This is a genomic window from Yersinia frederiksenii ATCC 33641 (assembly GCF_000754805.1).
Taxonomy (GTDB): Bacteria; Pseudomonadota; Gammaproteobacteria; order Enterobacterales; family Enterobacteriaceae; genus Yersinia; species Yersinia frederiksenii.
In genome coordinates, this window is sequence record NZ_KN150731.1 from 991,965 (window position 1) to 1,016,951 (window position 24,987).

Genomic DNA, 24,987 nt, shown 5'->3' on the forward strand with positions numbered 1-24,987 from the left:
GTGACGTTATCATGCGATAAGTTGCTCCATGATTCTTTGATACATTCGGCTCAGCAGTTGCAAATCAGCAGCGTGAACGCATTCATTTACTTTATGAATAGTGGCATTGACGGGACCAAGCTCAACCACTTGCGCGCCCATCAAGGCGATAAAACGACCATCAGAGGTGCCACCGGTGGTTAATAACTGCGGTGTGATTTCGGTGTAGTGCTCAACCGCATTAACCACGGCATCAACCAGGGCGCCACGTGCGGTCAGGAAAGGTTGGCCGGACAGCACCCACTCCAAAGTGTAATTGAGTTGATGACGTTGCAATAATTCCTCAACTCGCTGCTTAATCATGCTGTCGGTCAGTTCAGTACTGAAACGGAAGTTGAACTGCACGTAGAACTCGCCGGGAATCACATTATTACTGCCGGTACCGGCATGTAAGTTAGCGATCTGCATACTGGTGGCTGGGAAGAACTCATTGCCTTCATCCCACTGAGTGGCAACCAGCTCATTTAGGGCTGGCATCGCGCGGTGAACCGGGTTATCCGCCAGATGTGGATATGCCACATGCCCTTGAATACCATGAATATGTAAGTTGGCGGTGATGGAGCCACGGCGGCCATTCTTCACAACATCACCAACGCGGTCAGTACTGGATGGCTCACCGACCAGGCAATAATCCAGCCGCTCATTGCGTGCCATCAAGGTATTAACCACTTTCACTGTACCGTTAATAGCTTTGGCTTCTTCATCAGAGGTTATCATAAATGCCAATCGGCCTTTATGGTCTGGATGTGCGGCCACAAAGCGCTCAGCGGCAACCACCATCGCGGCCAGCGAACCTTTCATGTCTGCGGCCCCTCGACCATAGAGCATGCCATCGCGGATGGTTGGCTCAAATGGCGGGCTGCTCCAGCGGTTTTCATCACCAGTTGGAACCACATCAGTATGACCGGCGAACGCCAGCGTTTCACCTTCACCACGCCAAGCCCAGAAATTGAGGGTGTCGCCAAAATTCATCGGCTCGACTATAAAACCAATGGCTTCTAGGCGCTGAATCATGATCTCCTGACAACCCGCATCATTAGGGCTGAGCGACGGGCGTTTAATCAGTTGTTGAGCCAGTTCGATTACCGGACAGATCATGTTATTGCACCTCAATTGCAGTTTGATTTTGTTGAATAAAATGTTGGTAACTTTCAATGTTGAAGCCCAATAACATCTCGCCGTTGGCCGCTTCCAGCAATGGGCGTTTGATGATTGCAGGCTGCTCTAACATCAGCACTTTGGCTGTTGGCGCATCAGTAATGGCATCGCGCTGATCTTGCGGCAATTTACGCCAGGTCGTGCCGCGAGTATTGAGCAGTGGCTCCCAACCCAGTTTATTAATAAAGCCTTGTAGGCGTTCGTCACTCAACCCATCCACGCGATAATCGTGAAATTGGTAGGCGATATCTTGTTCTTCCAGCCAGCGGCGGGCCTTTTTTATGGTGTCACAATTTTTAATGCCATAAAGGCGCAATGGTGGGATTGCTGGGTTATCTGACATGGAAAAATAGTACCTCGGCTAGAATGGCAAATCAGGCCAGCCACAGATGCGGCTGGCCGAGCTATTTGCCCATAATGCGGGAAAATGAGGTTTGAATCCAGATAGCTAGCGGCAGATTAACGCGTAAATACGCAACTGCGGCCGGAGTTTTTAGCCAATTCGGTCAAGGTCTGCGGCATATTGGCGGATGGCTTTTTGATAAAGGCTGATGTCCTGATGATTTGAGGTTTCTGCCAACAGTAACAATAATGTGGCGACTGCCTCTTTGGTTTCACCCAGATTGTACAGGGTCATCGCACGAAACAAGGTTATCTCTTTCGCTTGCGGAAAACGGGCTAATGCGGCGTCAAATGTATCTAATGACGCCTGATATAGCCCCAAGGCGCGATAAGTGCTACCTAGCCCCAGATAAGCTTCCTGTAACTCAGTGCCGGCCAGATTATGCTTGATAGCTGCACGATAGAAGGGGATCGCTTGCAACTCTAACCCTTGCACATCATAAAGAGAGGCGATTTTATACAGCAGGCTAGGGTTATCCGGTGAGCTGCGCAATAACTCCTGCGCCATTGCTACCGCATCATCATAACGGCCCAGCTCTTTTAGCGAATCAATAGAGTGTTTCATGGTTTGGCTCTGCATTTTACCAATAACGGGTTGTGTCAAAAACGGCATTTACCCCTAATTATCTCAGCACGCTACTCCTGAATGACAAAACAGGCAAATAAAGTCGTAGCTACCCAAGCCACGCCGTGAATCGGCCAAATTATATATCTCTGCGATAGATCTCATTTCCACGATCAGATAGCCTGCTTTCCTTTTTGACTGTGCAAAAAATAAGCGTATAATTGACGGCAATAATTAGAGAGGATGTTATGGTTGAAGTTGAGTTAAGTACGTGGAAAGAGTTTATCGATGCTATGCTACGTAAGGCATAAGCGAATAAACCAGCAGTAAGAATATTATCTTTTTGTTGTTTTATCGATACACACCTAGGGGCGAGTTTTCACTCGCAGAAAGGCAGAGACTGTAAAGTTTCTGCCTTTTTTTATCCTCTTCGTCCTTGAAACCATCGCGGTGTTAGCTGCGCTCAGTTACTCGGCCCCTCCGTGGGCCACTGCAAGCAGCGTTCAAATCTACTTCAGGAGTATTTATCACTATAATCAATGAGTTGAGTTGTCGGTTTGTTTTTGTTCTTTAGCGCGTGGTGGTTTGCTAGGGAAGCGGCGGCGCACCAAGACAAAGAACAGGGGAACAAAGAAAATTGCCAGCACTGTGGCAGAGATCATTCCCCCCATGACTCCGGTACCGACCGCATGCTGACTGCCTGAACCCGCACCCTGACTGATTGCCATTGGCAGTACACCGAAGATAAATGCCAGTGAGGTCATCAGAATTGGCCTGAGTCGCTGGCGGGAGGCTTCAAGTGTCGCCTCCACCAAATCCTTGCCTTTATTATTCAATTCACTGGCAAATTCGACAATCAAAATGGCGTTTTTAGCTGACAGACCGATAATGGTCAGCAACCCTACCTGGAAATACACATCATTCTCTAGGCCGCGCATCCAGGTGGCGGCGACAGCACCAATCACCCCGAGAGGCACCACCAACATCACCGAGAAGGGGATTGACCAACTCTCATATAGCGCAGCCAGACACAAGAACACCACCAACAACGAAATAGCATAAAGGGCAGGGGCTTGGGAGCCAGATAGCCGCTCTTGATAAGACATTCCCGTCCATTCCAACCCGAAACCGTTAGGCAGCTGCTTGACCAGATCCTCCATTACATTCATCGCGGTACCGGTACTGACACCTGGGGCGGCCTCGCCGACAATTTCTAGTGCGGAATAGCCGTTATAGCGCTCTAACCGTGGTGAGCCATACTCCCAGCGAGTGGTCGAAAATGCAGAGAAGGGCACCATGCCGCCACTACTATTATTCACATACCATTTGTTGACGTCTTCCGGCAGCATGCGGGCCGTAGCTTCAGATTGCACATAAACTTTCTTCACCCGACCACGATCAACAAAGTCATTAACGTAAGTTGAGCCCCACGCAGTTTTAAGCGTGCTATTAATATCATCCAGTGACACACCCAGAGCTTGCGCTTTACGTTGATCAATATCGATCTGCAATTGTGGACTATCATCCAACCCGTTATGCCGTACTCGGGTTAGCGCCGGATCTTGAGAGGCCAACTGTAACAACTGGTCACGGGCTGCCATTAACTTATCGTGGCCCAAACCGCCGTGGTCTTGTAATTCCATATCGAAACCGGAAGAACCGCCCAAGCCTGAAATTGCCGGTGGGCTACTGACCGACACTCTGGCCTCAGCAATTTTATTAAATACTTTGGTGGCCCGCTCAATAATGGCAAAAGAGGAGTCATCACTGCTCTTTCGTAGATCCCAATCCGCCAGGCGGATAAACAAACGCGCCACGTTCTGGCCATTACCCCCGGGGCCAGAGCCCACAGTCGCAAACACTGACAGAACGTTATTTTTTTCTTCAGTCAGGAAGTAGTTTTCGACTTTCTCCACCACTTTCAGTGTCTGCTGCTGGGTTGACCCGACCGGAAGCTGCACTTGTGCCATAAAGACACCACGATCTTCCAATGGTAAGAAAGAAGTTGGTAACTTAAGGAACAATAATGCCAAGCCGCCTAATAGCAGTAAGTACAGCAAAATATAACGTAAACTGCGGTGTAAAACGTGTGCGACGCCCCGCTCGTAACGGCGAGCACTGCTATCAAAGGTGCGGTTAAACCAGCCAAAGAAACCGCGTTTGGCATGGTGATGCCCCTGTTTGATGGGCTTGAGCATGGTCGCGCAAAGGGCAGGAGTGAGAATCAACGCCACTAGCACCGAGAGCACCATGGCCGAGACGATCGTAATAGAAAACTGGCGGTAAATAGCCCCAGTGGTCCCCCCGAAGAAAGCCATTGGGATAAACACCGCTGATAGCACCAATGCAATACCGACCAATGCACCTTGAATTTGCCCCATGGATTTACGGGTGGCTTCACGTGGGTCAAGCCCTTCCTCGCTCATCACGCGCTCGACGTTTTCCACCACTACAATAGCGTCATCAACTAATAGACCGATGGCGAGGACAATGGCGAACATGGTCAAGGTATTGATACTGAATCCAAATACTGACAGTATCGCGAAGGTCCCCAATAGCACGACTGGTACGGCGATAGTGGGAATCAGTGTGGCGCGGAAGTTCTGTAAGAATAGATACATGACCAGGAAAACCAATAAAATGGCTTCCAGTAATGTTTTGACCACGTCCTTGATTGAAGCTTTAACAAAGGGGGTGGTTTCATAGGCGATTTTTGCTTCAAGGCCGTGCGGGAAGAATGGCGACAATTCAGCAATTCGTGCTTTCACCAACTTATCGGTTTGTAGCTCATTGGCTCCCGATGCCAGCTTGATGCTCATCCCTGATGCAGCTTGCCCATTAAAACGGCTCAGGTAGTCATATTTCTCGGCCCCCATCTCAATTTTTGCCACATCCCCCAGAGTGACTAGTGACCCGTCCTGATTAACCCGCAGCGTGATTTCTCGGAACTGCTCTGGAGTCTGTAATTGCGCTTGGGCATTAATAGTGGCATTCAGTGCCTGGTTATCAACCGAGGGGGTTCCACCCAGTTGGCCTACAGCTATCTGGCTATTTTGTGATTGGATAGCAGCGACAACATTCTGCGTAGTTAATTGATAGTTATTGAGTTTATTGGGATCTAACCAAATACGCATGGCATATTGCGAACCGAAAGCATCAATACTACCGACACCTTCGATTCGGCTAAGAGGGTCTTGCAAATTACTGGCAACATAGTCGGCAATATCTTGCTTATCCATACTGCCATCGGTAGACACAAATGCTACCATCATCAGAGTGTTATCACCCGACTTTGAGACAGAAACCCCTTGCTGCTGCACATCTTGTGGCAGCTTTTTAATGGCCGATTGCAGCTGGTTTTGCACCTGCTGCATAGCTTCGTTAGGGTTGGTGCCCGCCTGGAATGTCAGAGTAATGGATGCGGTACCGGCGCTGCTGCTTTGTGACGACATATACAGCAGATTATCCAAACCTGTCATACTTTGTTCGATGACCTGTGTGACGGTATTTTCCAGTGTTTGTGCCGAGGCTCCTGGATATGAGGCACTGATACGCACGTTGGGGGGTGCCAGATTAGGGTATTGCTCAACAGGCAGGGTTGAGATGGCTAACGCCCCAGTAAGACACAAAATTATCGCCAAAACCCAGGCGAAAATTGGGCGGTCGATGAAAAAGTTTGCCATGCAGTGCCAGCCTCTATAGAGAAAAAAATTATATACAGCAAAATCTACTGAGCACTTTACGTGGTAATGCGCAAGAAAACGTGAAGAAAATAAGGAGAACCTGTAAAAAACATCGATATAACCGAGTTAATTTAGGCTGATGGGGAAAAGAGTGTTAAAGCCGTGTTTCTGCTAGCATCAAGTACAGCTTTCGCCTTGACGTTGCCGGCAACGTCAAATTTTAGCTATAGACTAATAAGTAGCGATTCAACTGAGGAAAGTATTATGGAACTCAATCCGGTATTTGCCCGTCGTCTCTATCTTTGCTGGTTAATCAGCCGTGGTGATTCGCTGAATGTGCCGCGCATGATGGAACTGACTGGCTGGCCGCGACGAACATTACAGGATGTTTTAAAAGCGTTGCCCGGTTTGGGCATCACTCTGACATTTGTACAGCAGGGGGTGCGCAATAATGCGGGTTTTTACCAGTTAGAGAGCTGGGGACCACTGAACAAAAAATGGATATACGATAACCACGATTTTATTTTAGCGGCTATTGAGCCATCTAATAGTTCAACAACCATTAAATAACAGGCCGGGTATTAATATTTTTTATTTTCCAAAAACATGATGGTAGCGGCTACACGTGACCGCACATTGAGCTTACGTAATAAATTACGGATATGCACTTTCACGGTTTCTTCTGAAATGTGTAACTCAAAAGCCACTTGTTTATTGGACATCCCCCGCGCCACTTCTTGCAGGACATCTAATTCGCGTTCGGTTAATTCAGCAAATGGATTAACCTGTTCGTGGCGAGACGATAAATACTGTGCAACCTCATTACTGAATACTTTCTCACCTTTAGCGGCATGGCGGATATTTTCCAGCAATATTTCTGGTTCGCTGTCTTTGAGCAGATATCCATCTGCACCAGCATCAATCATTGCATAGACATCATTGCGTGCATCAGAGACGGTCAGCACAATGATTCGTGCGTCAACACCTTCATTGCGTAAGGCTTTCAAGGTATCCAGCCCAGTCATCCCTTTCATATTTAAGTCGAGCAGAATGACATCTGGCTGGCATTTGGCTGCTTCGATAATGGCGTCGCTACCGCAATTGGCTTCAGCAACCACCTCAAAGCTGCTATCAAGCTCAAGTAGCTGCCTAATACCACGCCGCATTAGGGGATGATCGTCAACGATCATAATAGTGTGACTTTTGGTCATGATAAGTAATATCCCTGTAACCGATAGCATTAAATGTCTGGCTGTTGAATGTGGATCATTTACGGTCATTAATTTAGTTGACCATTTTATCCATAATAGTGAGTTAAACCACGGTTAAAGTGTACCGCAGTCTCACCGATTTCCTGTTGTCATTCTCCGCGTAGTATAAAAGGGTTCACGGCAGAACTCTATTTTTTACCTGTGAAAAAGGGAATGATCAGTTTACATTTCAGGCTAAAGCCATTTAACAGCAAGGTTTTATCTGAATGAATAATTACCAAATCACGGTTTTCTTTTGATAGCTATTCTCATTAAACAAATCGTTATATAAAAAAAGTAATAACGCAAATAGATTTAACCGTGATAAATTGCGTAAATAACCACTAAATAAATTGATCTTGCTCAATATCACCCCCCGATTAACCCTAAAGAGTAATTATTTTATTACTGATTATTCTGTATCTAATATTTAAACACTCGGGAATTTTTTCTTTTACACAAATAATAATCATTATCATTTATCGATATGACCATTCGGCTATGAATGATCCCTACAGTACACGCGGGCGCGCCAGTAGATGTTAAGGATATCAGCATGACTGATTTATCACGGCGTAAATTGCTGACGGGCTTTTGGCAAACAGGCAAACAACAACCCTCGGCCATCCGCCCTCCCTGGTCGGTCATGGAAGCTGATTTTATTGCCGGTTGTACCCGCTGTCTTGATTGTGTTGCTGCTTGCAAAACTGGCGTATTGGTTGCCGGTAGTGGCGGATTCCCCGAAATAGATTTCCAGCACGCCGAATGCACTTTTTGCCAGGCTTGCGTGCAGGCATGTGAAGCCGACATTTTTACCTCAACGTCGCAGCCTGCATGGTCGTTAAAGATAAATATATCAGACCGCTGTTTACCTTTTCATCAGATTGAATGCCGGAGTTGTCAGGACAGTTGTGAAACCCGGGCGATTCGATTTCGCCCACGGTTGAACGGTATTGCTCAACCCGAATTAGACCTTCCTGCCTGTACTGGCTGTGGTGCTTGTGTACCCAGTTGCCCGGTGCAGGCAGTAACCCTCACCCGGAGTGAAGATGGACGATAAAGAATGGCATGTCTGTGGATTGGTGCTGCAAGCCAAGCCCGCGCGGATCGCGCAGCTAATCGACAACCTGCTGGCGATTCCGGGAACAGAAATACCCACCAGTGATGCTGCTCTGGGCAAGTTGGTGGTAGTCATGCAGGCGGCGCGCTCAGACGTGCTCCTGAATCAAATTGAGTCAGCACGTAATCTGGATGGTGTGCTGGCTGTATCGCTGGTTTATCACCAGCAGGATCAGCAAGGTGAGGAAATGCCATGAAACTCAGTCGCCGGGATTTTATGAAGGCCAATGCCGCAGTTGCTGCGGCAGCCGCAGCCGGATTGACCATACCCACAGTTGCCAAGGCCGTCGTGGGCGAGACATCAAACGCAATAAAATGGGATAAAGCACCTTGCCGATTCTGTGGTACCGGCTGCGGTGTTCTTGTCGGAACACAAAATGGCCGCATTGTGGCATCCCAAGGCGACCCGGATTCTCCGGTTAACCGTGGTTTGAACTGTGTAAAAGGCTATTTTTTACCCAAAATCATGTATGGCAAAGACCGGCTGACACAGCCGTTGCTGCGCATGAAAGACGGGCAATATGATAAAGAAGGCGATTTTACCCCAATAAGTTGGGAAAAAGCCTTTGATATCATGGAACTGAAATTCAAAAATGCGCTGAAAGAAAAAGGCCCTACCGCTGTTGGGATGTTCGGCTCCGGCCAATGGACGGTGTGGGAAGGGTATGCGGCATCAAAACTGCTGAAAGCCGGTTTCCGCTCCAATAACCTTGATCCTAATGCTCGTCACTGTATGGCGTCCTCTGTGGTTGGCTTTATGCGTACCTTTGGTATGGATGAACCGATGGGCTGTTACGATGATATTGAAGAAGCAGATGCCTTCGTGCTCTGGGGCTCCAATATGGCGGAGATGCACCCGATTTTATGGTCACGCATGACCAGCCGCCGCCTGACCAATGACAATGTCAGAATTGCTGTGCTGTCTACTTTCGAGCACCGTAGCTTTGAACTGGCAGATAACCCGATCGTCTTTACCCCGCAGACCGATCTGGTGATTATGAATTATATCGCCAATTACATTATTCAAAATAATGCGGTTGATCAGGGCTTCCTTGACCGCCATGTGAATTTCCGTCGTGGTGCAACTGACATCGGTTATGGTTTACGGCCAACCCATCCATTAGAAAAAGCCGCCAAAAATCCGGGCAGCGATGCCTCGGAGCCAATGAGTTTTGATGATTTCAAAGCTTTTGTGGCCGAATACACACTAGAAAAAACCGCCAAAATGAGTGGCGTGCCGGAAGACCAACTGGAATCGTTGGCACAGCTGTATGCCGATCCAAAAGTAAAATTGGTTTCCTACTGGACCATGGGCTTTAACCAGCACACTCGCGGTGTTTGGGCCAATAACATGTGCTACAACCTGCACTTGTTAACCGGTAAAATCTCGAAACCCGGTTCTGGACCTTTCTCGCTGACCGGCCAACCGTCTGCTTGTGGTACAGCGCGTGAAGTGGGGACTTTCTCCCACCGCTTACCTGCAGATATGGTGGTTACTAACGAAAAGCACCGCCAGATTGCTGAAACCAAATGGCAACTGCCGGCAGGGACTATCCCGGAAAAAGTCGGTTTACATGCGGTCGCACAAGACCGTGCGCTGAAAGATGGCACGCTCAATGCCTATTGGGTGATGTGCAATAACAACATGCAGGCCGGGCCGAATATCAATGAAGAGCGCATGCCTGGCTGGCGTGACCCACGCAATTTTATCGTAGTTTCTGACCCTTACCCAACAGTCAGCGCACTGGCTGCCGACCTTATCTTACCGACATCCATGTGGGTCGAGAAAGAGGGGGCGTATGGCAATGCAGAACGCCGTACTCAATTCTGGCGTCAGCAAGTATCTGCTCCGGGCGAATCCAAATCTGACTTGTGGCAGATAGTGGAGTTTGCCAAGCGCTTCAAAGTTGAAGAAGTGTGGCCTGCCGAGCTGGTTGATAAAAAACCGGAATATCGCGGCAAAACACTGTATGACGTGCTGTTCGCCAACAATGTGGTGAATAAATACCCGTTGAGTGAAATCCCTGCGGATCAACTGAATGACGAAGCGCGCGATTTTGGCTTCTACATCCAGAAAGGGTTATTTGAAGAGTATGCCGATTTTGGCCGTGGTCACGGTCATGATTTGGCTCCTTTTGATGTTTACCACCAAGAACGCGGTTTGCGCTGGCCAGTCGTCAATGGCAAAGAAACCCTCTGGCGTTACCGTGAAGGTTTTGATCCCTTTGTGCCGAAAGGTGAGGATGTGCGCTTTTATGGCAAACCCGATGGCAAAGCGGTGATATTTGCACTGCCATACGAGCCTGCCGCTGAAAGCCCGGATCAAGAATATGACCTGTGGCTCTCTACTGGCCGTGTGTTGGAACATTGGCATACCGGCTCCATGACCCGCCGTGTCCCTGAGCTACACCGTGCTTTCCCGGAAGCGGTGTTATTCATTCATCCGCTGGATGCTCAAGCTCGCGGTTTGCGACGTGGCGATAAAGTGAAAGTGATTTCACGTCGTGGTGAAGTGATTTCGCTGGTGGAAACCCGTGGACGTAACCGCCCACCGCAAGGGTTGGTGTATATGCCGTTCTTCGATGCAGCCCAGTTAGTCAACAACCTGACGCTGGATGCCACCGATCCACTCTCCAAAGAAACTGACTTTAAAAAATGTGCAGTTAAATTGGCTCGGGTAGTCGCGTGATGCGGTGTTTTTCAGGAGAAAATAATGAATAACCAGATAGTTAAATCATTAAATCGCCGGGTTTTATCCGTGATATCGCTGCTGGCGGTATTGGTGATGGCCGGTGTCGTCAACGCGGCTAGCAATGTCGAGATGGATTTGAGCCAATCGCCAGAAGTCTCTGCTACAGCTGAAGGGAAGGTGAAAATGCCCAAACAGCAACAGCGGATGGCACTGAACTATGTGAATCAGCCACCACTCATTCCACACAGTGTGGATGGCTATCAAATCAGTAAAAACACCAACCGCTGCCTGCAATGCCATGGTGTTGAGCATTACCGTACCACGGGAGCCCTGCGTGTCAGCCCAACTCACTTTATTGACCGCGACGGCAAAGTATCGAGTGAAGTCTCTCCGCGCCGCTATTTCTGCTTACAGTGTCATGTGCCACAAACTGATGCTGCGCCGATTGTCGGTAATAGTTTCCAACCAGCCCCTGGCTTTGGTCAATAAGCTTGAGGGTTATTGTGAGAATCAACTATGAATGAGACGAAAAAACCCGGTGTTATCCGACGCATATGGCAGTGGTGGCGTCGCCCTAGCCGGTTGGCGCTCGGAACATTACTGCTGATTGGCTTTGTCAGTGGCATCATTTTCTGGGGCGGTTTTAATACCGGCATGGAGATGGCAAATACCGAAAAATTCTGTATCAGCTGCCATGAGATGAAAGACAATGTTTATCAGGAATATATGGGAACCATTCACTACAGCAATCGCAGTGGTGTGAAGGCGACCTGCCCAGATTGTCATGTGCCTCATGAGTGGGGGCCGAAAATGGTGCGTAAAATCAAGGCCAGTAAAGAGCTGTATGCCAAGGCTTTCGGTTTAATTGACACGCCACAAAAGTTCGAAGCACACCGCCTAACAATGGCTGAAAATGAGTGGGCGCGAATGAAAGCCAATGGCTCGCAAGAGTGCAAAAACTGCCATAATTTCGACAACATGGATTTCACCGCGCAAAAAACTGTTGCGGCGAAAATGCACAATACCGCCATTACCGAAGGTAAAACCTGTATTGACTGCCATAAGGGAATTGCGCATAAGTTGCCGGATATGAAGGATGTGCCGACCGGTTTCTAAAATCCTTCGCGCTGTAGCGGTGTTAGCTGCGCTCGCACCCCCGAATCAAACGCCCTGTAGACATGATGTCAGCAGGGCGTTTTTTATTGCATTTGTTCCTATTGCAAATAGGTAAGGACTAACGTTAGCTAAGCGCATAGAATTCTATGATGTTATCGGGATTAAAGAAGGGCTTATGTCAGTCAAAATTGAAAATATTCAGAGCCAATTGTTATCTAAAAACTGGTTTAAGCTATACAAGTATACCTTTGATTTAAAAACTGATAACGGCAGCTCAGTACAACAGATTCGTGAAGTTTATGACCGAGGTAACGGCGCAACTATTCTGCTGTATAACCGCCAAAGTGGCACTGTGGTACTGACCAACCAATTCCGTATGCCAACTTATGTGAATGGTAATCCTGACGGTATGCTGCTGGAAGCTTGTGCTGGCTTACTGGATGACGACTCACCGGAAGAGTGTATTCGTCGTGAAGCCATGGAAGAGACGGGCTATCAGGTTGATAAAGTACAGAAATTATTCGAAGCTTACATGTCGCCGGGTGGGGTGACTGAAATTGTTCATTTCTTCGCTGCTGAATATCATCCAGATCAGAAAGTAACCGATGATGTGGGGGTGGAGGATGAAGTGATTGAGGTGGTGGAGTTACCCTTTACTGAAGCCATTGCCATGATTGCGGATGGCCGCATTAAAGACGGTAAAACCATCATGCTGCTGCAACATGCCCAAATCCAGAATTGGTTTAACTAGTTTTTTCTGCAATTGATTGCCGTCATCTAGGCGGCATTGACTCCCCATTTGTTGATGATCGCCGCTGATTGATAAGCAAATCCTCCTGTTGATACAAAAATGTTATGCAGAGTATGCCCTGCTTCATAGATTGTGATAAATCACTCACTATACTGGTTCTGTTATTGGTCATATATACCCTTCATCCTTGAAGTCGCAGCGGTGTTAGCTACATTCACTCACCCGAATCACTGACCTGATTAAGCTCATTGGGTTCGTTCACTTGCTGCCGACCTGCAACTTCAAGTGGCTTGGGTATAACCTCAAAGAATAAAAGCAAAGGGAACCTACAATGGACGAACAATTGAAACAGAGTGCGCTTGATTTCCACCAATATCCAACACCGGGGAAAATTCAGGTGTCACCCACCAAACCGCTAGCGACTCAACGGGATTTGGCGCTGGCATATTCTCCCGGAGTTGCAGCTCCGTGTCTGGAAATTGCTGCTGATCCTTTAGCGGCCTATAAATACACGGCCCGCGGTAACTTGGTTGCGGTTATTTCTAACGGCACTGCGGTGCTGGGGCTGGGGAATATTGGCGCGTTGGCGGGCAAGCCGGTAATGGAAGGTAAGGGGGTGCTGTTTAAGAAATTCTCCGGCATTGATGTGTTCGATATTGAAGTGGATGAGCACAACCCGGACAAACTGATTGATATTATCGCCTCGTTGGAACCGACTTTTGGCGGCATCAATCTGGAAGATATCAAAGCGCCGGAATGTTTCTATATTGAACAGAAATTGCGGGAGCGCATGAAGATCCCGGTGTTCCATGATGATCAGCATGGCACGGCCATTATCTGTACCGCGGCAGTGCTTAACGGCCTGCGCGTCGTGAAGAAAGATATCAGCGATGTGAAACTGGTGGTTTCTGGCGCTGGGGCGGCCTCCATTGCTTGTCTGAACCTGTTGGTCGCCTTGGGATTAAAACATCACAATATTACAGTCTGTGATTCTAAGGGCGTTATCTATAAAGGCCGTGAAGCCAATATGGAGCAAACCAAAGCGGCCTATGCCATTGAGGATAACGGCCAGCGTACACTGGGTGATGCCATTCCTGACGCTGATATTTTCTTAGGTTGTTCCGGTCCCGGTGTATTAACGCCAGACATGGTAAAAACCATGGCACCTAGCCCGCTCATTCTGGCGCTGGCCAACCCGGAACCTGAAATCCTGCCACCACTGGCAAAAGCCGTGCGTCCAGATGCGATTATCTGTACCGGTCGTTCGGATTATCCGAATCAGGTTAACAACGTGCTGTGTTTCCCGTTTATCTTCCGTGGCGCACTGGATGTCGGCGCAACGACTATTAATGAAGAAATGAAGCTGGCCTGTGTACACGCCATTGCTGACCTGGCATTGGCTGAGCAGAGTGATGTGGTGGCATCGGCCTATGGTGAACAAGACCTTTCCTTCGGCCCCGAATATATTATTCCTAAGCCATTTGACCCGCGCCTGATTGTGAAAATTGCCCCGGCCGTAGCAAAAGCGGCGATGGATTCCGGTGTGGCAACTCGTCCAATCACCGACTTTAGCGCCTATGTTGAGAAACTGACGGAGTTCGTCTACAAAACCAATCTGTTCATGAAACCGATTTTCTCTCAAGCGAAAAAAGAGATGAAACGGGTGGTATTGGCAGAAGGGGAAGAGGAGCGGGTATTACATGCAACTCAGGAGCTGGTTTCTCAAGGGCTGGCATATCCCATTCTGATTGGTCGCCCAAGTGTGATTGAGACCCGGCTGAAGAAACTGGGCCTGCACATTATTGCCGGAAAAGACTTTGAAGTGGTGAATAACGAGTCGGATCCACGCTTTAATGAATACTGGCATGAATACTATCAAATCATGAAACGCCGCGGTGTCTCGCAAGAACAGGCGCGGCGTGCAGTGATTGGCAACCCAACGTTGATTGGCTCCATCATGGTGCATCGCGGCGAAGCCGATGCCATGATTTGCGGCACCATCGGGACTTATCATGAGCATTATGATGTGGTTGAGAAAGTGTTCGGCTTCCGTGAAGGAGCACATGTGGCAGGGGCAATGAATGCATTATTGCTGCCAACGGGTAATACCTTTATTGCCGATACCTACGTCAATGATGACCCGACGCCAGAACAACTGGCCGAGATCACCCTAATGGCGGCCGAAACCGTGCGTCGCTTCGGTATCGAGCCAAAAGTGGCATTATTATCGCATTCCAGCTTTGGTTCATCAGACTGCCCGGCCGCGCGTAAAATGCGGCGGACATTGGAATTGGTCAATCAGATGGCCCCAGAGCTGGAAATTGACGGTGAAATGCACGGCGATGCGGCGCTCGTTCCAAGCATTCGCCATGACTTAATGCCGGACAGCCCACTGAAAGGGGCCGCTAACATATTGATTATGCCCAATATGGAAGCCGCACGAATCAGCTATAACTTGCTGCGAGTGACTTCTTCTGAGGGGGTAACGGTCGGTCCGGTATTGATGGGCGTGGCAAAACCTGTTCATATTCTGACGCAGATTGCTTCAGTGCGCCGTATCGTGAATATGGTGGCGTTAGCGGTGGTGGAAGCGCAAACCCAACCCCTTTGATATTCGTATTCGCTGTTGTCAATCAAACCCGCCTGGTGCGGGTTTTTACTTTTCTGGGGAAAATCTAGCGGCGGGCTTTGCTGGCTTGCTGTAACCATTTATCCAGCTCATTGGCAAATTGCTGACGGTCGCGCTGATTTAGGGTATTGGGGCCACCAGTCTGAATACCGCTGGCGCGCATGGTATCCATAAAATCACGCATATTGAGACGCTCACGGATGGTGTCTGGAGTATAGCGTTCCCCTCGTGGATTGAGGGCGATAGCACCTTTCTCAATGACCTCTGCTGCCAGTGGAATATCAGCGGTGATCACCAGATCATTTTTCTCTACACGCTGCACTATCTCGTTGTCGGCGACATCAAAACCAGCCGCTACTTGTAAGGTCCGAATATATTTCGAAGGCGGGGTTTTCAATGGCTGATTAGCCACCAAAGTCACCATCATGCTGGTACGGTCTGCGGCACGAAATAACACCTCTTTAATAACATTCGGACAGGCGTCCGCATCAACCCAAATCTGCATCAGTGTTGTTCTCCTACGGCTAACCAATCTTTTACGGGTAGAAAATCGCGATACAGTGCGGCTTCAGCGCTATCGGGGGCCGGTTGATAGTTATATTCCCAACGCACCAAAGGTGGCAGCGACATCAAAATAGACTCGGTGCGACCACCGGTTTGTAAGCCAAATAAGGTACCGCGATCCCATACCAGATTGAATTCCACATAGCGGCCACGGCGGTAAAGCTGGAACTGACGCTCGCGCTCACCCCAACTCAGCGCCTTGCGCCGTGCAACGATGGGCAGATAGGCATCAAGGAAGCCATCGCCCACCGCTTGAGTAAAGTTAAAGCAGGTATCAAAATCGGGGCTATTCAAATCATCAAAGAACAGGCCACCAATACCTCGTGCCTCATTGCGGTGCTTGATATAGAAATAGTCATCGCACCATTTTTTATAGCGCGGATAGATATCTTCACCAAATGGCTGACACAACTGCCATGCAGTTTGGTGCCAGTGAATGGCATCTTCCTCAAACCCATAGAAAGGGGTTAAGTCAAAGCCACCGCCAAACCACCATACTGGCTCTTCACCGGGTTTTTCAGCAATAAAAAAACGCACATTGGCATGGCTGGTAGGCAAATAAGGGCTCAGTGGATGAATGACCAGTGAGACGCCCAACGCTTGAAAACTGCGCCCTGCTAGTTCGGGCCGATGTGCTGTGGCAGATGCCGGTAGCGTGGCACCTGAAACATGTGAAAAGTTTACGCCAGCTTGTTCGAATACCGCCCCATTGATCAATACCCGGCTGCGACCACCGCCTCCTTCTTCACGCGTCCAGTTTTCCTCGGTGAATTCGGCACGGCCATCGGCCTCACTCAGTGCAGTACTGATTTTATCCTGCAAATCCAGCAGGTAGGCTTTGACTTGGGTGATATCGGGTAAATTCATGGGAGGGTTCTGGTTACCTGGAAATTTTCAGGGGCTAAGTATACCTTGATTCACCCTTATTATTGTACTCTCAGTGTGGATTAGCGCTGATCGCGGCAGGAATGAGACAAGATTTATCCGGTTCTCGTTAAAGATTATTATGTTCTACCGCGGCGGGAAATATCACTTTACTATTGCGTGATATAATATTGCGTAATAGTCAGAATATCCATTTTACTCAAGGGTGCGAACATCCATGGAAATCCGCGTATTTCAGCAAGACGATTTTGAAGAAGTGATTCTGCTGTGGGAGCATTGTGACTTGTTGCGGCCTTGGAATGATCCGGAAATGGATATTGAACGTAAGCTCAATCATGACCCCGAATTGTTTTTAGTGGCTGAAGTCAGCGGAGCCATTGTCGGTTCGGTGATGGGGGGTTATGACGGCCATCGTGGTTCTGCTTATTATTTAGGGGTTCATCCCGACTTCCGTGGTCGTGGCTTTGCCAATGCGCTGATCAGCCGGTTAGAAAAGAAATTAATTGCCCGCGGCTGCCCGAAGCTCAATATCATGCTGCGCGAAGATAATGACGCAGTGATTGGCATGTATGAAAAGCTCGATTACGAAACCCAAGACAGCATTATGCTGGGCAAACGGCTGATTGTCGATCAAGAGTATTGAGGGTTATTTAAAAATGCTAACAAGCGATTAATCGGGGGCTTTTTAATCCCCCGTATTTGAGGTGACTTTCCGCTAATTAATATAATAATCCTATCCTCATGCATCCCAAAAGGTAGAGGATAGGAGATCAGCAATTAATTACTTAATCTTGGTTATTTTCTTCACATCAACTTCCACAGAGTTCCAGTCTTTATCAACTTTCCCTTCGATTTGCACTTTATCTTGTGGCGTAATGGTTTGGCCATTCCAGCGTTTGTCATCAATATCAACAGTAATGGTACCGGTGCCGTCACGGAAAGTATATGTCTCGTGGCCTAAGCGCTCGGTGATATTTCCTTGCAGAGTGACATGGGCGTCATCGCGCATAGTTTTGACTTTATCTACTGTGGTATTGCTGGCATTAGGACCAGAAAATCCGCCTTGGGTTACCGGCTGAGTCTGTGTCGTTGCCGGGCCATCAAAACCTCCTTGTGCGGTATTTGTTGCACTTTGAGCCAAGAATGGGGTGCTGCATAACATAACTAAGGTGGCCGCTAAGGTGAGTTTCTTCATTTTATTGCTCCTTCAATGCATGAATAATGACATCTGAAAACTGAGGCCTAACCAGCCTCACGTTACCCAATACTAGACCAATATAGCGTTGGAATTTGCTTAATAGTAAGGTAATCAACCGTGAAATATCCAGATTCTATAAGTATAAATGGGGATAAACTCTTTCTTATCAACCCTATCGGCGTCTTTTCTTCTGACCCATTTAAGCTGATTCGGTGAGGTGATTGCGGGTCTAATGATGAAAGCATTGAGGGTTAGGGCACTTTTTCAGCCGTACGGACTCCAATCTCTGGTTATCTTTTTTCAACTGTCCCTATCTTGCTTTTGTTGCTGTTACTTTGCGGCAAGGCTTATTGGATGCAGTGGTTTTCTTAAGGAGTGTTAGATGAATATTCGCCCACGGTTTTCTGGGGTGCGCTTGTTATTACTGGGGGCCCCTTTGTTGTTGGCCGGGTGTTCGAGCATGTCCGGTTTTTCTTGGTCAAGTTTGTCTCCACTTAATTGGTTCAGTGGCAGCAGCAGTATGCAGGTTACTGATAATGGTGTCGGTGGGATCACCGCCAGCACACCACTGACAGAGAGTGACATTAAAGAAGGTCTGAAAGGCGATTATCGGTTGCGTAGTGGTATGGCAACTAATGATGGCAAGCTGGTATCTTTCTATCAGGCAATGAAGGAAGACCAAATCAAACTGGTTATTTCTGGCCAGCCGAAAGGCACGGTAGAGCGAATCGATGTGATGGATAAAAGTATTCCTAGCCAATGGGGTGTGACGATAGGTACGCCATTTAGCGAGTTATATAAAAAAGCCTTTGGCGCTTGTCAAATGGGCACTGGCGATGATGCCGCACAGATAGAATGTGTTGCGCCAAACAGTTCGCATGTTAGCTATTTATTTGATGGCGACTGGCATGGCCCAGAAGGATTAATGCCATCGGATGATACGCTGCAAAGCTGGAAAGTGAGTAAGATTATTTGGCGTGCTAAAAGCGAATAAATATTATTATCTTCTGGTAAATCCTAATTAAGGCGCAGGTTATCTTTAGCGCCTTAATAATATTTTTACACTCCTCGATGCCCTATTTCCGTGCTCAATATTATTTTGCGCTGACGCAAGGTTATTTTTATCGCTTCAGTTATTATATCCAGCATAACCAATATCGATCTCTAGTAAGGAAAGAATATGACTCAAGTTCAGAGTGGCATTTTGCTGGAACACTGCCGTTTTGCCATTTTTATGGAAGCAAAAGTGCAAGGTGAATTTGATGCTATTCGTCAGGGATGCAAAAAATTCTGCCAGACATTAGAAGGATTACAGCAAAAATTCCCCAATGAACATTTGGGTGCGGTTATTGCTTTCGGTTCAGATGTTTGGCATGACTTATCGAATGGTAAGGGTGCAAAAGAGTTAAAGCCTTTTGTCCCCTTGGGTAAAGCGCCAATAATAGCTCCTGCTACTCAACGTGATTTATTGATTCATATTCAGTCACTGCGGCAGGATATCAACTTTACCTTAGCGCAAGCTGCGCTGGCTGCATTTGGTGATGCGATTGCGGTTGAAGAAGAGACTCATGGCTTCCGCTGGGTGGAAGAGCGGGATTTTACCGGCTTTATTGATGGCACCGAGAACCCGCAAGGGGAGAGTCGTCCCGAAGTGGCGGTAATTGCAGAAGGTGAAGAGGATGCTGGTGGCAGCTATATATTAGTTCAGCGCTATGAGCATGACCTGAAAAAATGGCAACGTATCCCCGAGAGTAAACAAGAGCAAATTGTTGGGCGCACCAAACTAGATAGCCAGGAATTGGCTTCAGATCAGCGCCCGGATACTTCCCATGTTAGCCGTGTTGATCTTAAAGAAGATGGCAAAGGGTTGAAAATTCTGCGCCAAAGTTTGCCGTATGGAACTGCCAGCGGCAAACATGGCCTATATTTCATTGCTTATTGCGCGCGCTTACATAATATCGAACAGCAATTATTGAGCATGTTTGGCTCATTAGACGGTAAACATGATTTGTTACTCGGCTTTAGTAAGCCAGTCACCGGCAGTTACTATTTTGCGCCGTCACTGACCAAATTATTATCGCTATAATATCCAAGCGGATAACAGAAAGGTCGGATATCCGGCCTTTCTATTTTTTTGTGCCTAGCCATCACTTTAATTAAGCAGGATAGATAGCATCACGCATTCTATTTACCACCGTTTGTTTTTGTTCTTTGGTCAGTGCGCGCAAGGGCAGACGAGGGTTACCGGCATCAATACCGTGTAATTGCATCGCCGCTTTACCGGCGGCAACACCACCAAACTCGACCAACACCCGAATAAGCGCGATGACCTGATCCATACTGCGTTGAACTGCAGCTTGATTTCCCGCATTAAAATCAGCAATGATCTTTTGGAACAATGGAGCGGCATAGTTATAAGTGCTGCCGACTGCACCAATAGCCCCGACTGCCAACCCACCCGGTAAATGTTCATCTACACCAAATGGAATATCAAATTTGCCGCCACTGACCCGCAGGCAGCGCTGGAACTCATACAAATCCGCATTATTGAATTTAATCCCTGACAGATTTGGGATTTTTGATTCTGCTTTGATCAGGAATTGTTCCATATCCAAATTCACGCCGGACATCCCTGAGTGATAGTAATAGAAACCTTTCGATGGAGCCGCCGCTGCAATGGCTTGGCAATAGGCAATTAAATCGTCAATATTACCGGGCTTGAAGAAGCAAGGGCCAATCGCTGACGTGGCAAAGATATCCAGTGTTTCGGCATGGCGAGACAGGTCGACGGCATCTTTAATGCTCAATGCGCCAGTATGCAAGGTAATACTCAGTTTACCTTGCGCCGCTTTTACCCAGCGCTCGGCAATTTTTTTGCGCTCTTCAACCGAACAATGAATACCTTCGCCAGTGGTGCCACAAACATACACGCCTTTTACACCATCATTGACCAGATGCTCGGCAATTTGGTCGATGACGGGATAATTAACTTCACCCAATTCATCAAAGGGAGTGTGCGGAGCGGCAATCAAACCTGTTAACTTTTTCATACGCGTCCTTAATTAATCACAAAGGTGACCCTGAGGTCACAATAATAGCAATCAGTATTCGGTCAGTTTTGTGGCTTGGCATTTTTCTAACCTGTTGCCAGATACCGCCTGTTCTTGGGGCGAGTACTGCGCGATAGCATCACAGAACCAGCCGCAAATATGTTCAATTCGGGTAATGGCAGAGCCGACTGTCACTGCATAAGCACCCGCGGATATGGCGGCGGCGGCGAGGGCCGGTGAATGATAACGGCCTTCGGCAATCACTCGACAACCTGCTTGGGATAACTGTTTGACCAGCGCCAAATCCGGTTCGGTTGGCACTGGATTTTGCGTATAACCAGATAGTGTGGTGCCAATAAAGTCGATGCCCAATCGATGAGCCAATAAGCCATCTTCAATGTTGGAGGCATCAGCCATTGCTAGGCAGCCAGTCGCCTGCACTCGCTGATAGAGCTCTTCAACCGATACTGGGCGAGGGCGGCAAGTAACATCAAAAGCGATAATGTCGGCACCAACGGCACTCAGTTCATCCACATCTTCCAGCCAGGGAGTAATTCTGACCTCGGAGTCGGGTAGGTCGCGTTTAATAATGCCAATAATAGGCGCATCGGTAATCCGACGTACCGCTGCTATATTTCTTATGCCTTCAACACGTAGACCAACTGCGCCGCCGTCCAGTGCCGCCTTTGCCATTGCCGCCACAATAGCGGGAGTATCCATGGCACTGCCGGGCACCGGTTGGCAAGAAGCGATCAATCCATTTTGGAGCTTGTGGCGGAGATTACTTGTGTTACTCATAGTCAGGTCACTCGCAGTCAGGTTACATACGGTTTTTAGCTCCGTAAATTTTAACAAAATGAAGCTTAACTCCAATAATGTTAGATCTTTTACTTTTAGGGTGCAACTCCAATTGCTTTAGTTAAAGGCTCTCTTTAGAAGTGATGGGAGTTCAACTCCAAATTAAAAATAATAATGGAGTTTTAATTAAAGAATTGCCATAGTTGTTCAGCTATCGTCATTTTATTTATTACAAGTGCAAGAGGGTTACACCTGATGGGAAAAGTGTTGGCACTGGATATCGGTGGAACAAAAATTGCTGCTGCAGTGGTGACAGAAAGCGGCATGTTGATTGGCCGTCAGCAAATTGCCACACCACGAGGTGGGGCCGCACAGCTGGCTATAGCGCTGGAAACTTTAATCGCGCCTTATCGGCATCTGGTTGATTTTATAGCTGTTGCCTCAACCGGCATTATCAGTGCCGGGCGTCTGACCGCACTGAATCCTGCCAATCTTGGTGGGCTGGCCGATTTCTCGCTGCAAGATTGTATTCAATCAATTGCAGATTTACCTTGTGTGCTGCTCAACGATGGGCAGGCTGCCGCTTGGGCTGAGTATCAGGCTGTTAGTGATGATTGCGGCAATATGATGTTTGTGACGGTTTCCACAGGAGTGGGTGGCGGCATCATTTTGAATAAAGAGCTGCTGGAGGGGAATCACGGTTTGGCTGGTCACATTGGCCACACATTAGCTGATCCCCATGGTTTGCTGTGTGGGTGTGGTCGCCGTGGATGTGTCGAAAGTGTGGCTTCTGGCACGGCTATTGGTGCTGAAACATTGGGTTGGAAGCAACCGGTAGCTGCTGCCAAAGTGTTTGAAATGGCTCAACTTGGCCATGTTCAGGCTGAAAATATTATCAACCGCTCCGCGACCGCCATTGCTCAGATGCTGGCAGATATGAAGATGGCACTGGATCTGGAGATGGTGATTCTGGGGGGCAGTGTCGGTCTGGCGGTGGGATATTTAGAACGGATTATTGGTGTGCAAAAAACATTACCAGAAATCTACCGCGTGCCTGTTCAGGCGGCTCATCATCGGCAGGATAGTGGCTTATTAGGTGCGGCATTGTGGGCCAGACATACCCTAGGTCATTGACGTTGTAGCCAGCACCGGCACAACATTCATGATTTTTGGAACTCGATATTGATCAGTAAAATGAGAGGATCGCGATGATCAGCGGATCATTAACACAAACAGCGTTTTTGGGTGGATTATCTGAACGACTACAATGGGTTTTAGCTTATTTGGCCGAGCAACCTTTGGCGGAGTTAAGCTGTGGACGCCATGAAATTGATGGCGAACTAATATTCATGAATGTGATGGAGTTCGATACTCAGCCGGCTGAAAATAAGAAAGCGGAAATGCACCGCACCTACGCCGACGTCCAACTGTTGATTAAGGGTATTGAAGGGATTGAATATTCAACTCTGACACCGACCAAGCATTTAGAGCCTTATCATGCCGACGATGATTACCAACTGATGTCTGATATTCCAGATAACAGCCAATTACGTATGCTGCCGGGGATGTTTGCGGTGTTTTTACCGGGTGAGCCTCATAAACCCGGCTGTCAGATTACCGGCTCAGGCACCATCAAAAAGGTGGTAGTTAAAGTCCACCATAGCCTGTTGTGAAACAGACTATGGTAATGATTTTCATATAATAATAACGCACGTAATCTTTGACATCTTCCCCGGTCCCCCGGGGTTTTTTTATTGATCTCACCCGGTACCACGCTGCCATTTATCTTCACGAAGTGGGCCAATTATGTAATGATGCGCCCCATAACTGTCTTCTATCCGTCAACTTTCTTTCCCTTGAGGTGTCCGCGTGAAAACTGGTGCTCCCCGTTTTAAGCCAGGTAAAATCCTTGATGCCTTGGGTGCGATGCAAAATAGCCTAACCCGCTCAGCACAGCGTATTGCCGCGTATATTTTGGCTGAGCCTGCCAAAGTGACTCAGCTTTCCATTGCTGAGCTATCCTCGCTTACGCAAGCTGGAGAGGCCACGATTATCCGTTTCTGCCGGACGCTGGGTTATAAAGGGTTTCAGGATTTCAAAATGGACTTGGCCATTGAGGTGGCGACTCGCCATAACAGTGAAAACAGTCTGTTAGATGCTGACGTGCAAGAGGGGGATGATACGCTGGCGATTGGCGCTAAATTGCAGTCGGCGATTAATAACGTATTGTCAGAGACACTCAACTTACTCTCTATCGAGAGTGTCGAGCAGGTTGTTAAATTGCTGCGTCCAGCCGATCGCATCTGTATTTTTGGTGTCGGTTCCTCGGGTATTACTGCGGAAGATGCCAAAGGCAAATTGATGCGCATCGGATTACGGGTCGATGCAGCGACCAATAACCATTTTATGTATATGCAGGCCTCTTTGATGCACCCTGGTGATGTGGCAATCGGTATTAGTCATTCGGGGACTTCGGCGGAAACGGTGCATGCCTTGAAATTGGCCAAGCAAGCCGGTGCCACCACCGTGGCCTTGACACACAATATGGGGTCCACCATTACTGAGCTGGCAGATTATGTATTGATTAATGGTAACCGTCAGGGGCAATTGCAGGGCGACTCTATTGGTACCAAAATCGCGCAATTATTTGTATTAGACCTGATTTATGCCTTGCTGGTTAAAGCGGATCCGGCCCAGGCAGAGAGCATTAAACGCAAAACCACTCAAGCTGTCAGCCAAAATGGATGACCGATAATACATTCCTGCTGCAATACTTAGCCACTACGGCGGTGATATACCTCCCGCAGTGGTAAACCCCCTCCATCCGGTTGTTAGTCTCACTCTTTTCAGCATTTCGTCATCTTTGTCACGTTTTAGACACATTGTAATTGAAATAGCAGTTTGATCTTATACACTCAAATGGAGTTTTACTCCTTTACTTTGTTTTATTTGGAGTTAAACCGCGAAAATATAAATGTGGCGATAACCGTCAGGTAGTGACAGATTAAGTGTTGTTAAACAATCAGTTGCTAGGGTTAAACCTGCCGCGAGGAAAACAGTTTCTGCCAGTTAAGTTAGCTGGTGGTAG

General features: G+C 47.9%; 24 protein-coding genes. 14 read left to right on the top strand and 10 right to left on the bottom strand.

Annotated elements, in window-relative coordinates:
* Positions 1-9: 9 nt before the first annotated feature.
* The 4 genes from dapE to acrD all read right to left on the bottom strand — a co-directional run bounded on the left by dapE (position 10) and on the right by acrD (position 5,847).
* The gene (gene dapE, locus DJ58_RS17225; RefSeq protein WP_004707761.1) at positions 10-1,137 is read right to left on the bottom strand and encodes a succinyl-diaminopimelate desuccinylase; all 1,128 of its coding nucleotides are present in this window, start codon (positions 1,135-1,137) and stop codon (positions 10-12) included.
* 1 nt (position 1,138) lies between these two features.
* Entirely contained in the window at positions 1,139-1,540 is a 402-nt protein-coding gene (locus DJ58_RS17220) for an ArsC family reductase (protein ID WP_004707759.1), read from the bottom strand.
* A gap of 150 nt (positions 1,541-1,690) precedes the next feature.
* A complete protein-coding gene (locus tag DJ58_RS17215; protein ID WP_032910748.1) occupies positions 1,691-2,164 on the bottom strand; it encodes a tetratricopeptide repeat protein in 474 nt (157 codons plus the stop codon).
* A gap of 536 nt (positions 2,165-2,700) precedes the next feature.
* Positions 2,701-5,847, bottom strand: a complete 3,147-nt coding sequence (gene acrD / locus DJ58_RS17210) for a multidrug efflux RND transporter permease AcrD (RefSeq protein ID WP_004707754.1) — start codon at positions 5,845-5,847, stop codon at positions 2,701-2,703.
* A 264-nt stretch (positions 5,848-6,111) separates the two neighbouring features.
* On the opposite strand from acrD, the gene DJ58_RS17205 reads away from it, so the two are divergent.
* Positions 6,112-6,417, top strand: a complete 306-nt coding sequence (locus DJ58_RS17205; protein WP_004707753.1) for a winged helix-turn-helix domain-containing protein — start codon at positions 6,112-6,114, stop codon at positions 6,415-6,417.
* Between the two features lie 11 nt (positions 6,418-6,428).
* Here DJ58_RS17205 and DJ58_RS17200 read toward each other — a convergent pair whose 3' ends face one another.
* Complete coding sequence (locus DJ58_RS17200; RefSeq protein WP_032910707.1) at positions 6,429-7,058, bottom strand: response regulator; 630 nt, start codon at positions 7,056-7,058, stop codon at positions 6,429-6,431.
* A 595-nt stretch (positions 7,059-7,653) separates the two neighbouring features.
* Here DJ58_RS17200 and napF point away from each other — a divergent pair.
* The 7 genes from napF (at position 7,654) to maeB (ending at position 15,386) form a co-directional block, all read left to right on the top strand.
* Positions 7,654-8,157 carry a ferredoxin-type protein NapF gene (napF, locus tag DJ58_RS17195; RefSeq protein WP_032910706.1) on the top strand — a complete coding sequence of 168 codons (504 nt, stop codon included), beginning with the start codon at positions 7,654-7,656 and terminating at the stop codon, positions 8,155-8,157.
* The gene (napD, locus tag DJ58_RS17190; RefSeq protein WP_032910705.1) at positions 8,147-8,413 is read left to right on the top strand and encodes a chaperone NapD; all 267 of its coding nucleotides are present in this window, start codon (positions 8,147-8,149) and stop codon (positions 8,411-8,413) included. Before napF ends, napD begins: the two co-directional genes overlap by 11 nt.
* Positions 8,410-10,905 (top strand): nitrate reductase catalytic subunit NapA, encoded by a 2,496-nt coding sequence (napA, locus tag DJ58_RS17185; RefSeq protein WP_032910704.1) that lies wholly within the window; start codon positions 8,410-8,412, stop codon positions 10,903-10,905. Before napD ends, napA begins: the two co-directional genes overlap by 4 nt.
* Positions 10,906-10,929: 24 nt before the next feature.
* Positions 10,930-11,397, top strand: coding sequence for a nitrate reductase cytochrome c-type subunit (gene napB, locus DJ58_RS17180; RefSeq protein WP_004707742.1), 468 nt, complete (start codon positions 10,930-10,932; stop codon positions 11,395-11,397).
* A 27-nt stretch (positions 11,398-11,424) separates the two neighbouring features.
* On the top strand, positions 11,425-12,024 hold the full coding sequence (napC, locus tag DJ58_RS17175; RefSeq protein WP_004707741.1) for a cytochrome c-type protein NapC: 600 nt from the start codon (positions 11,425-11,427) through the stop codon (positions 12,022-12,024).
* A 175-nt stretch (positions 12,025-12,199) separates the two neighbouring features.
* Entirely contained in the window at positions 12,200-12,775 is a 576-nt protein-coding gene (gene nudK / locus DJ58_RS17170) for a GDP-mannose pyrophosphatase NudK (protein ID WP_004707739.1), read from the top strand.
* A 331-nt stretch (positions 12,776-13,106) separates the two neighbouring features.
* Entirely contained in the window at positions 13,107-15,386 is a 2,280-nt protein-coding gene (maeB, locus tag DJ58_RS17165) for an NADP-dependent oxaloacetate-decarboxylating malate dehydrogenase (protein ID WP_004707738.1), read from the top strand.
* 64 nt (positions 15,387-15,450) lie between these two features.
* On the opposite strand, the gene DJ58_RS17160 is transcribed toward maeB, so the two are convergent.
* Both DJ58_RS17160 and hemF read right to left on the bottom strand, forming a co-directional pair.
* Positions 15,451-15,909, bottom strand: a complete 459-nt coding sequence (locus tag DJ58_RS17160; protein WP_032910703.1) for a YaiI/YqxD family protein — start codon at positions 15,907-15,909, stop codon at positions 15,451-15,453.
* The gene (hemF, locus tag DJ58_RS17155) at positions 15,909-16,835 is read right to left on the bottom strand and encodes an oxygen-dependent coproporphyrinogen oxidase (RefSeq protein WP_004707735.1); all 927 of its coding nucleotides are present in this window, start codon (positions 16,833-16,835) and stop codon (positions 15,909-15,911) included. The genes DJ58_RS17160 and hemF overlap by 1 nt, the downstream gene beginning before the upstream one ends.
* Positions 16,836-17,070: 235 nt before the next feature.
* Between hemF and DJ58_RS17150 the strand changes: the two genes are divergently transcribed.
* Positions 17,071-17,496: a GNAT family acetyltransferase gene (locus DJ58_RS17150; protein WP_004707734.1), complete on the top strand. Its 426-nt coding sequence runs from the start codon at positions 17,071-17,073 to the stop codon at positions 17,494-17,496.
* Positions 17,497-17,634: 138 nt separating this feature from the next.
* Here the strand turns inward: DJ58_RS17150 and DJ58_RS17145 are convergent, their stop codons facing one another.
* Positions 17,635-18,048: a YgiW/YdeI family stress tolerance OB fold protein gene (locus tag DJ58_RS17145; RefSeq protein WP_004707732.1), complete on the bottom strand. Its 414-nt coding sequence runs from the start codon at positions 18,046-18,048 to the stop codon at positions 17,635-17,637.
* A gap of 385 nt (positions 18,049-18,433) precedes the next feature.
* Here DJ58_RS17145 and DJ58_RS17140 point away from each other — a divergent pair, with 385 nt between their 5' ends.
* The gene (locus tag DJ58_RS17140; protein ID WP_004707730.1) at positions 18,434-19,045 is read left to right on the top strand and encodes an RpoE-regulated lipoprotein; all 612 of its coding nucleotides are present in this window, start codon (positions 18,434-18,436) and stop codon (positions 19,043-19,045) included.
* A gap of 186 nt (positions 19,046-19,231) precedes the next feature.
* Positions 19,232-20,137, top strand: coding sequence for a Dyp-type peroxidase (locus DJ58_RS17135; protein ID WP_004707729.1), 906 nt, complete (start codon positions 19,232-19,234; stop codon positions 20,135-20,137).
* 70 nt (positions 20,138-20,207) lie between these two features.
* On the opposite strand, the gene DJ58_RS17130 is transcribed toward DJ58_RS17135, so the two are convergent.
* On the bottom strand, positions 20,208-21,101 hold the full coding sequence (locus tag DJ58_RS17130) for a dihydrodipicolinate synthase family protein (protein ID WP_004707726.1): 894 nt from the start codon (positions 21,099-21,101) through the stop codon (positions 20,208-20,210).
* 51 nt (positions 21,102-21,152) lie between these two features.
* Complete coding sequence (locus DJ58_RS0121600) at positions 21,153-21,899, bottom strand: N-acetylmannosamine-6-phosphate 2-epimerase (protein ID WP_071985022.1); 747 nt, start codon at positions 21,897-21,899, stop codon at positions 21,153-21,155.
* Positions 21,900-22,154: 255 nt separating this feature from the next.
* Between DJ58_RS0121600 and DJ58_RS17125 the strand changes: the two genes are divergently transcribed.
* From DJ58_RS17125 to DJ58_RS17115, 3 genes are all read left to right on the top strand, one after another.
* Positions 22,155-23,033 carry an N-acetylmannosamine kinase gene (locus DJ58_RS17125; RefSeq protein WP_004707722.1) on the top strand — a complete coding sequence of 293 codons (879 nt, stop codon included), beginning with the start codon at positions 22,155-22,157 and terminating at the stop codon, positions 23,031-23,033.
* A gap of 74 nt (positions 23,034-23,107) precedes the next feature.
* Positions 23,108-23,572 (top strand): N-acetylneuraminate anomerase, encoded by a 465-nt coding sequence (gene nanQ / locus DJ58_RS17120; RefSeq protein WP_004707721.1) that lies wholly within the window; start codon positions 23,108-23,110, stop codon positions 23,570-23,572.
* A 253-nt stretch (positions 23,573-23,825) separates the two neighbouring features.
* The gene (locus tag DJ58_RS17115) at positions 23,826-24,647 is read left to right on the top strand and encodes a MurR/RpiR family transcriptional regulator (protein WP_462511213.1); all 822 of its coding nucleotides are present in this window, start codon (positions 23,826-23,828) and stop codon (positions 24,645-24,647) included.
* The last annotated feature ends 340 nt before the right edge of the window (positions 24,648-24,987 follow it).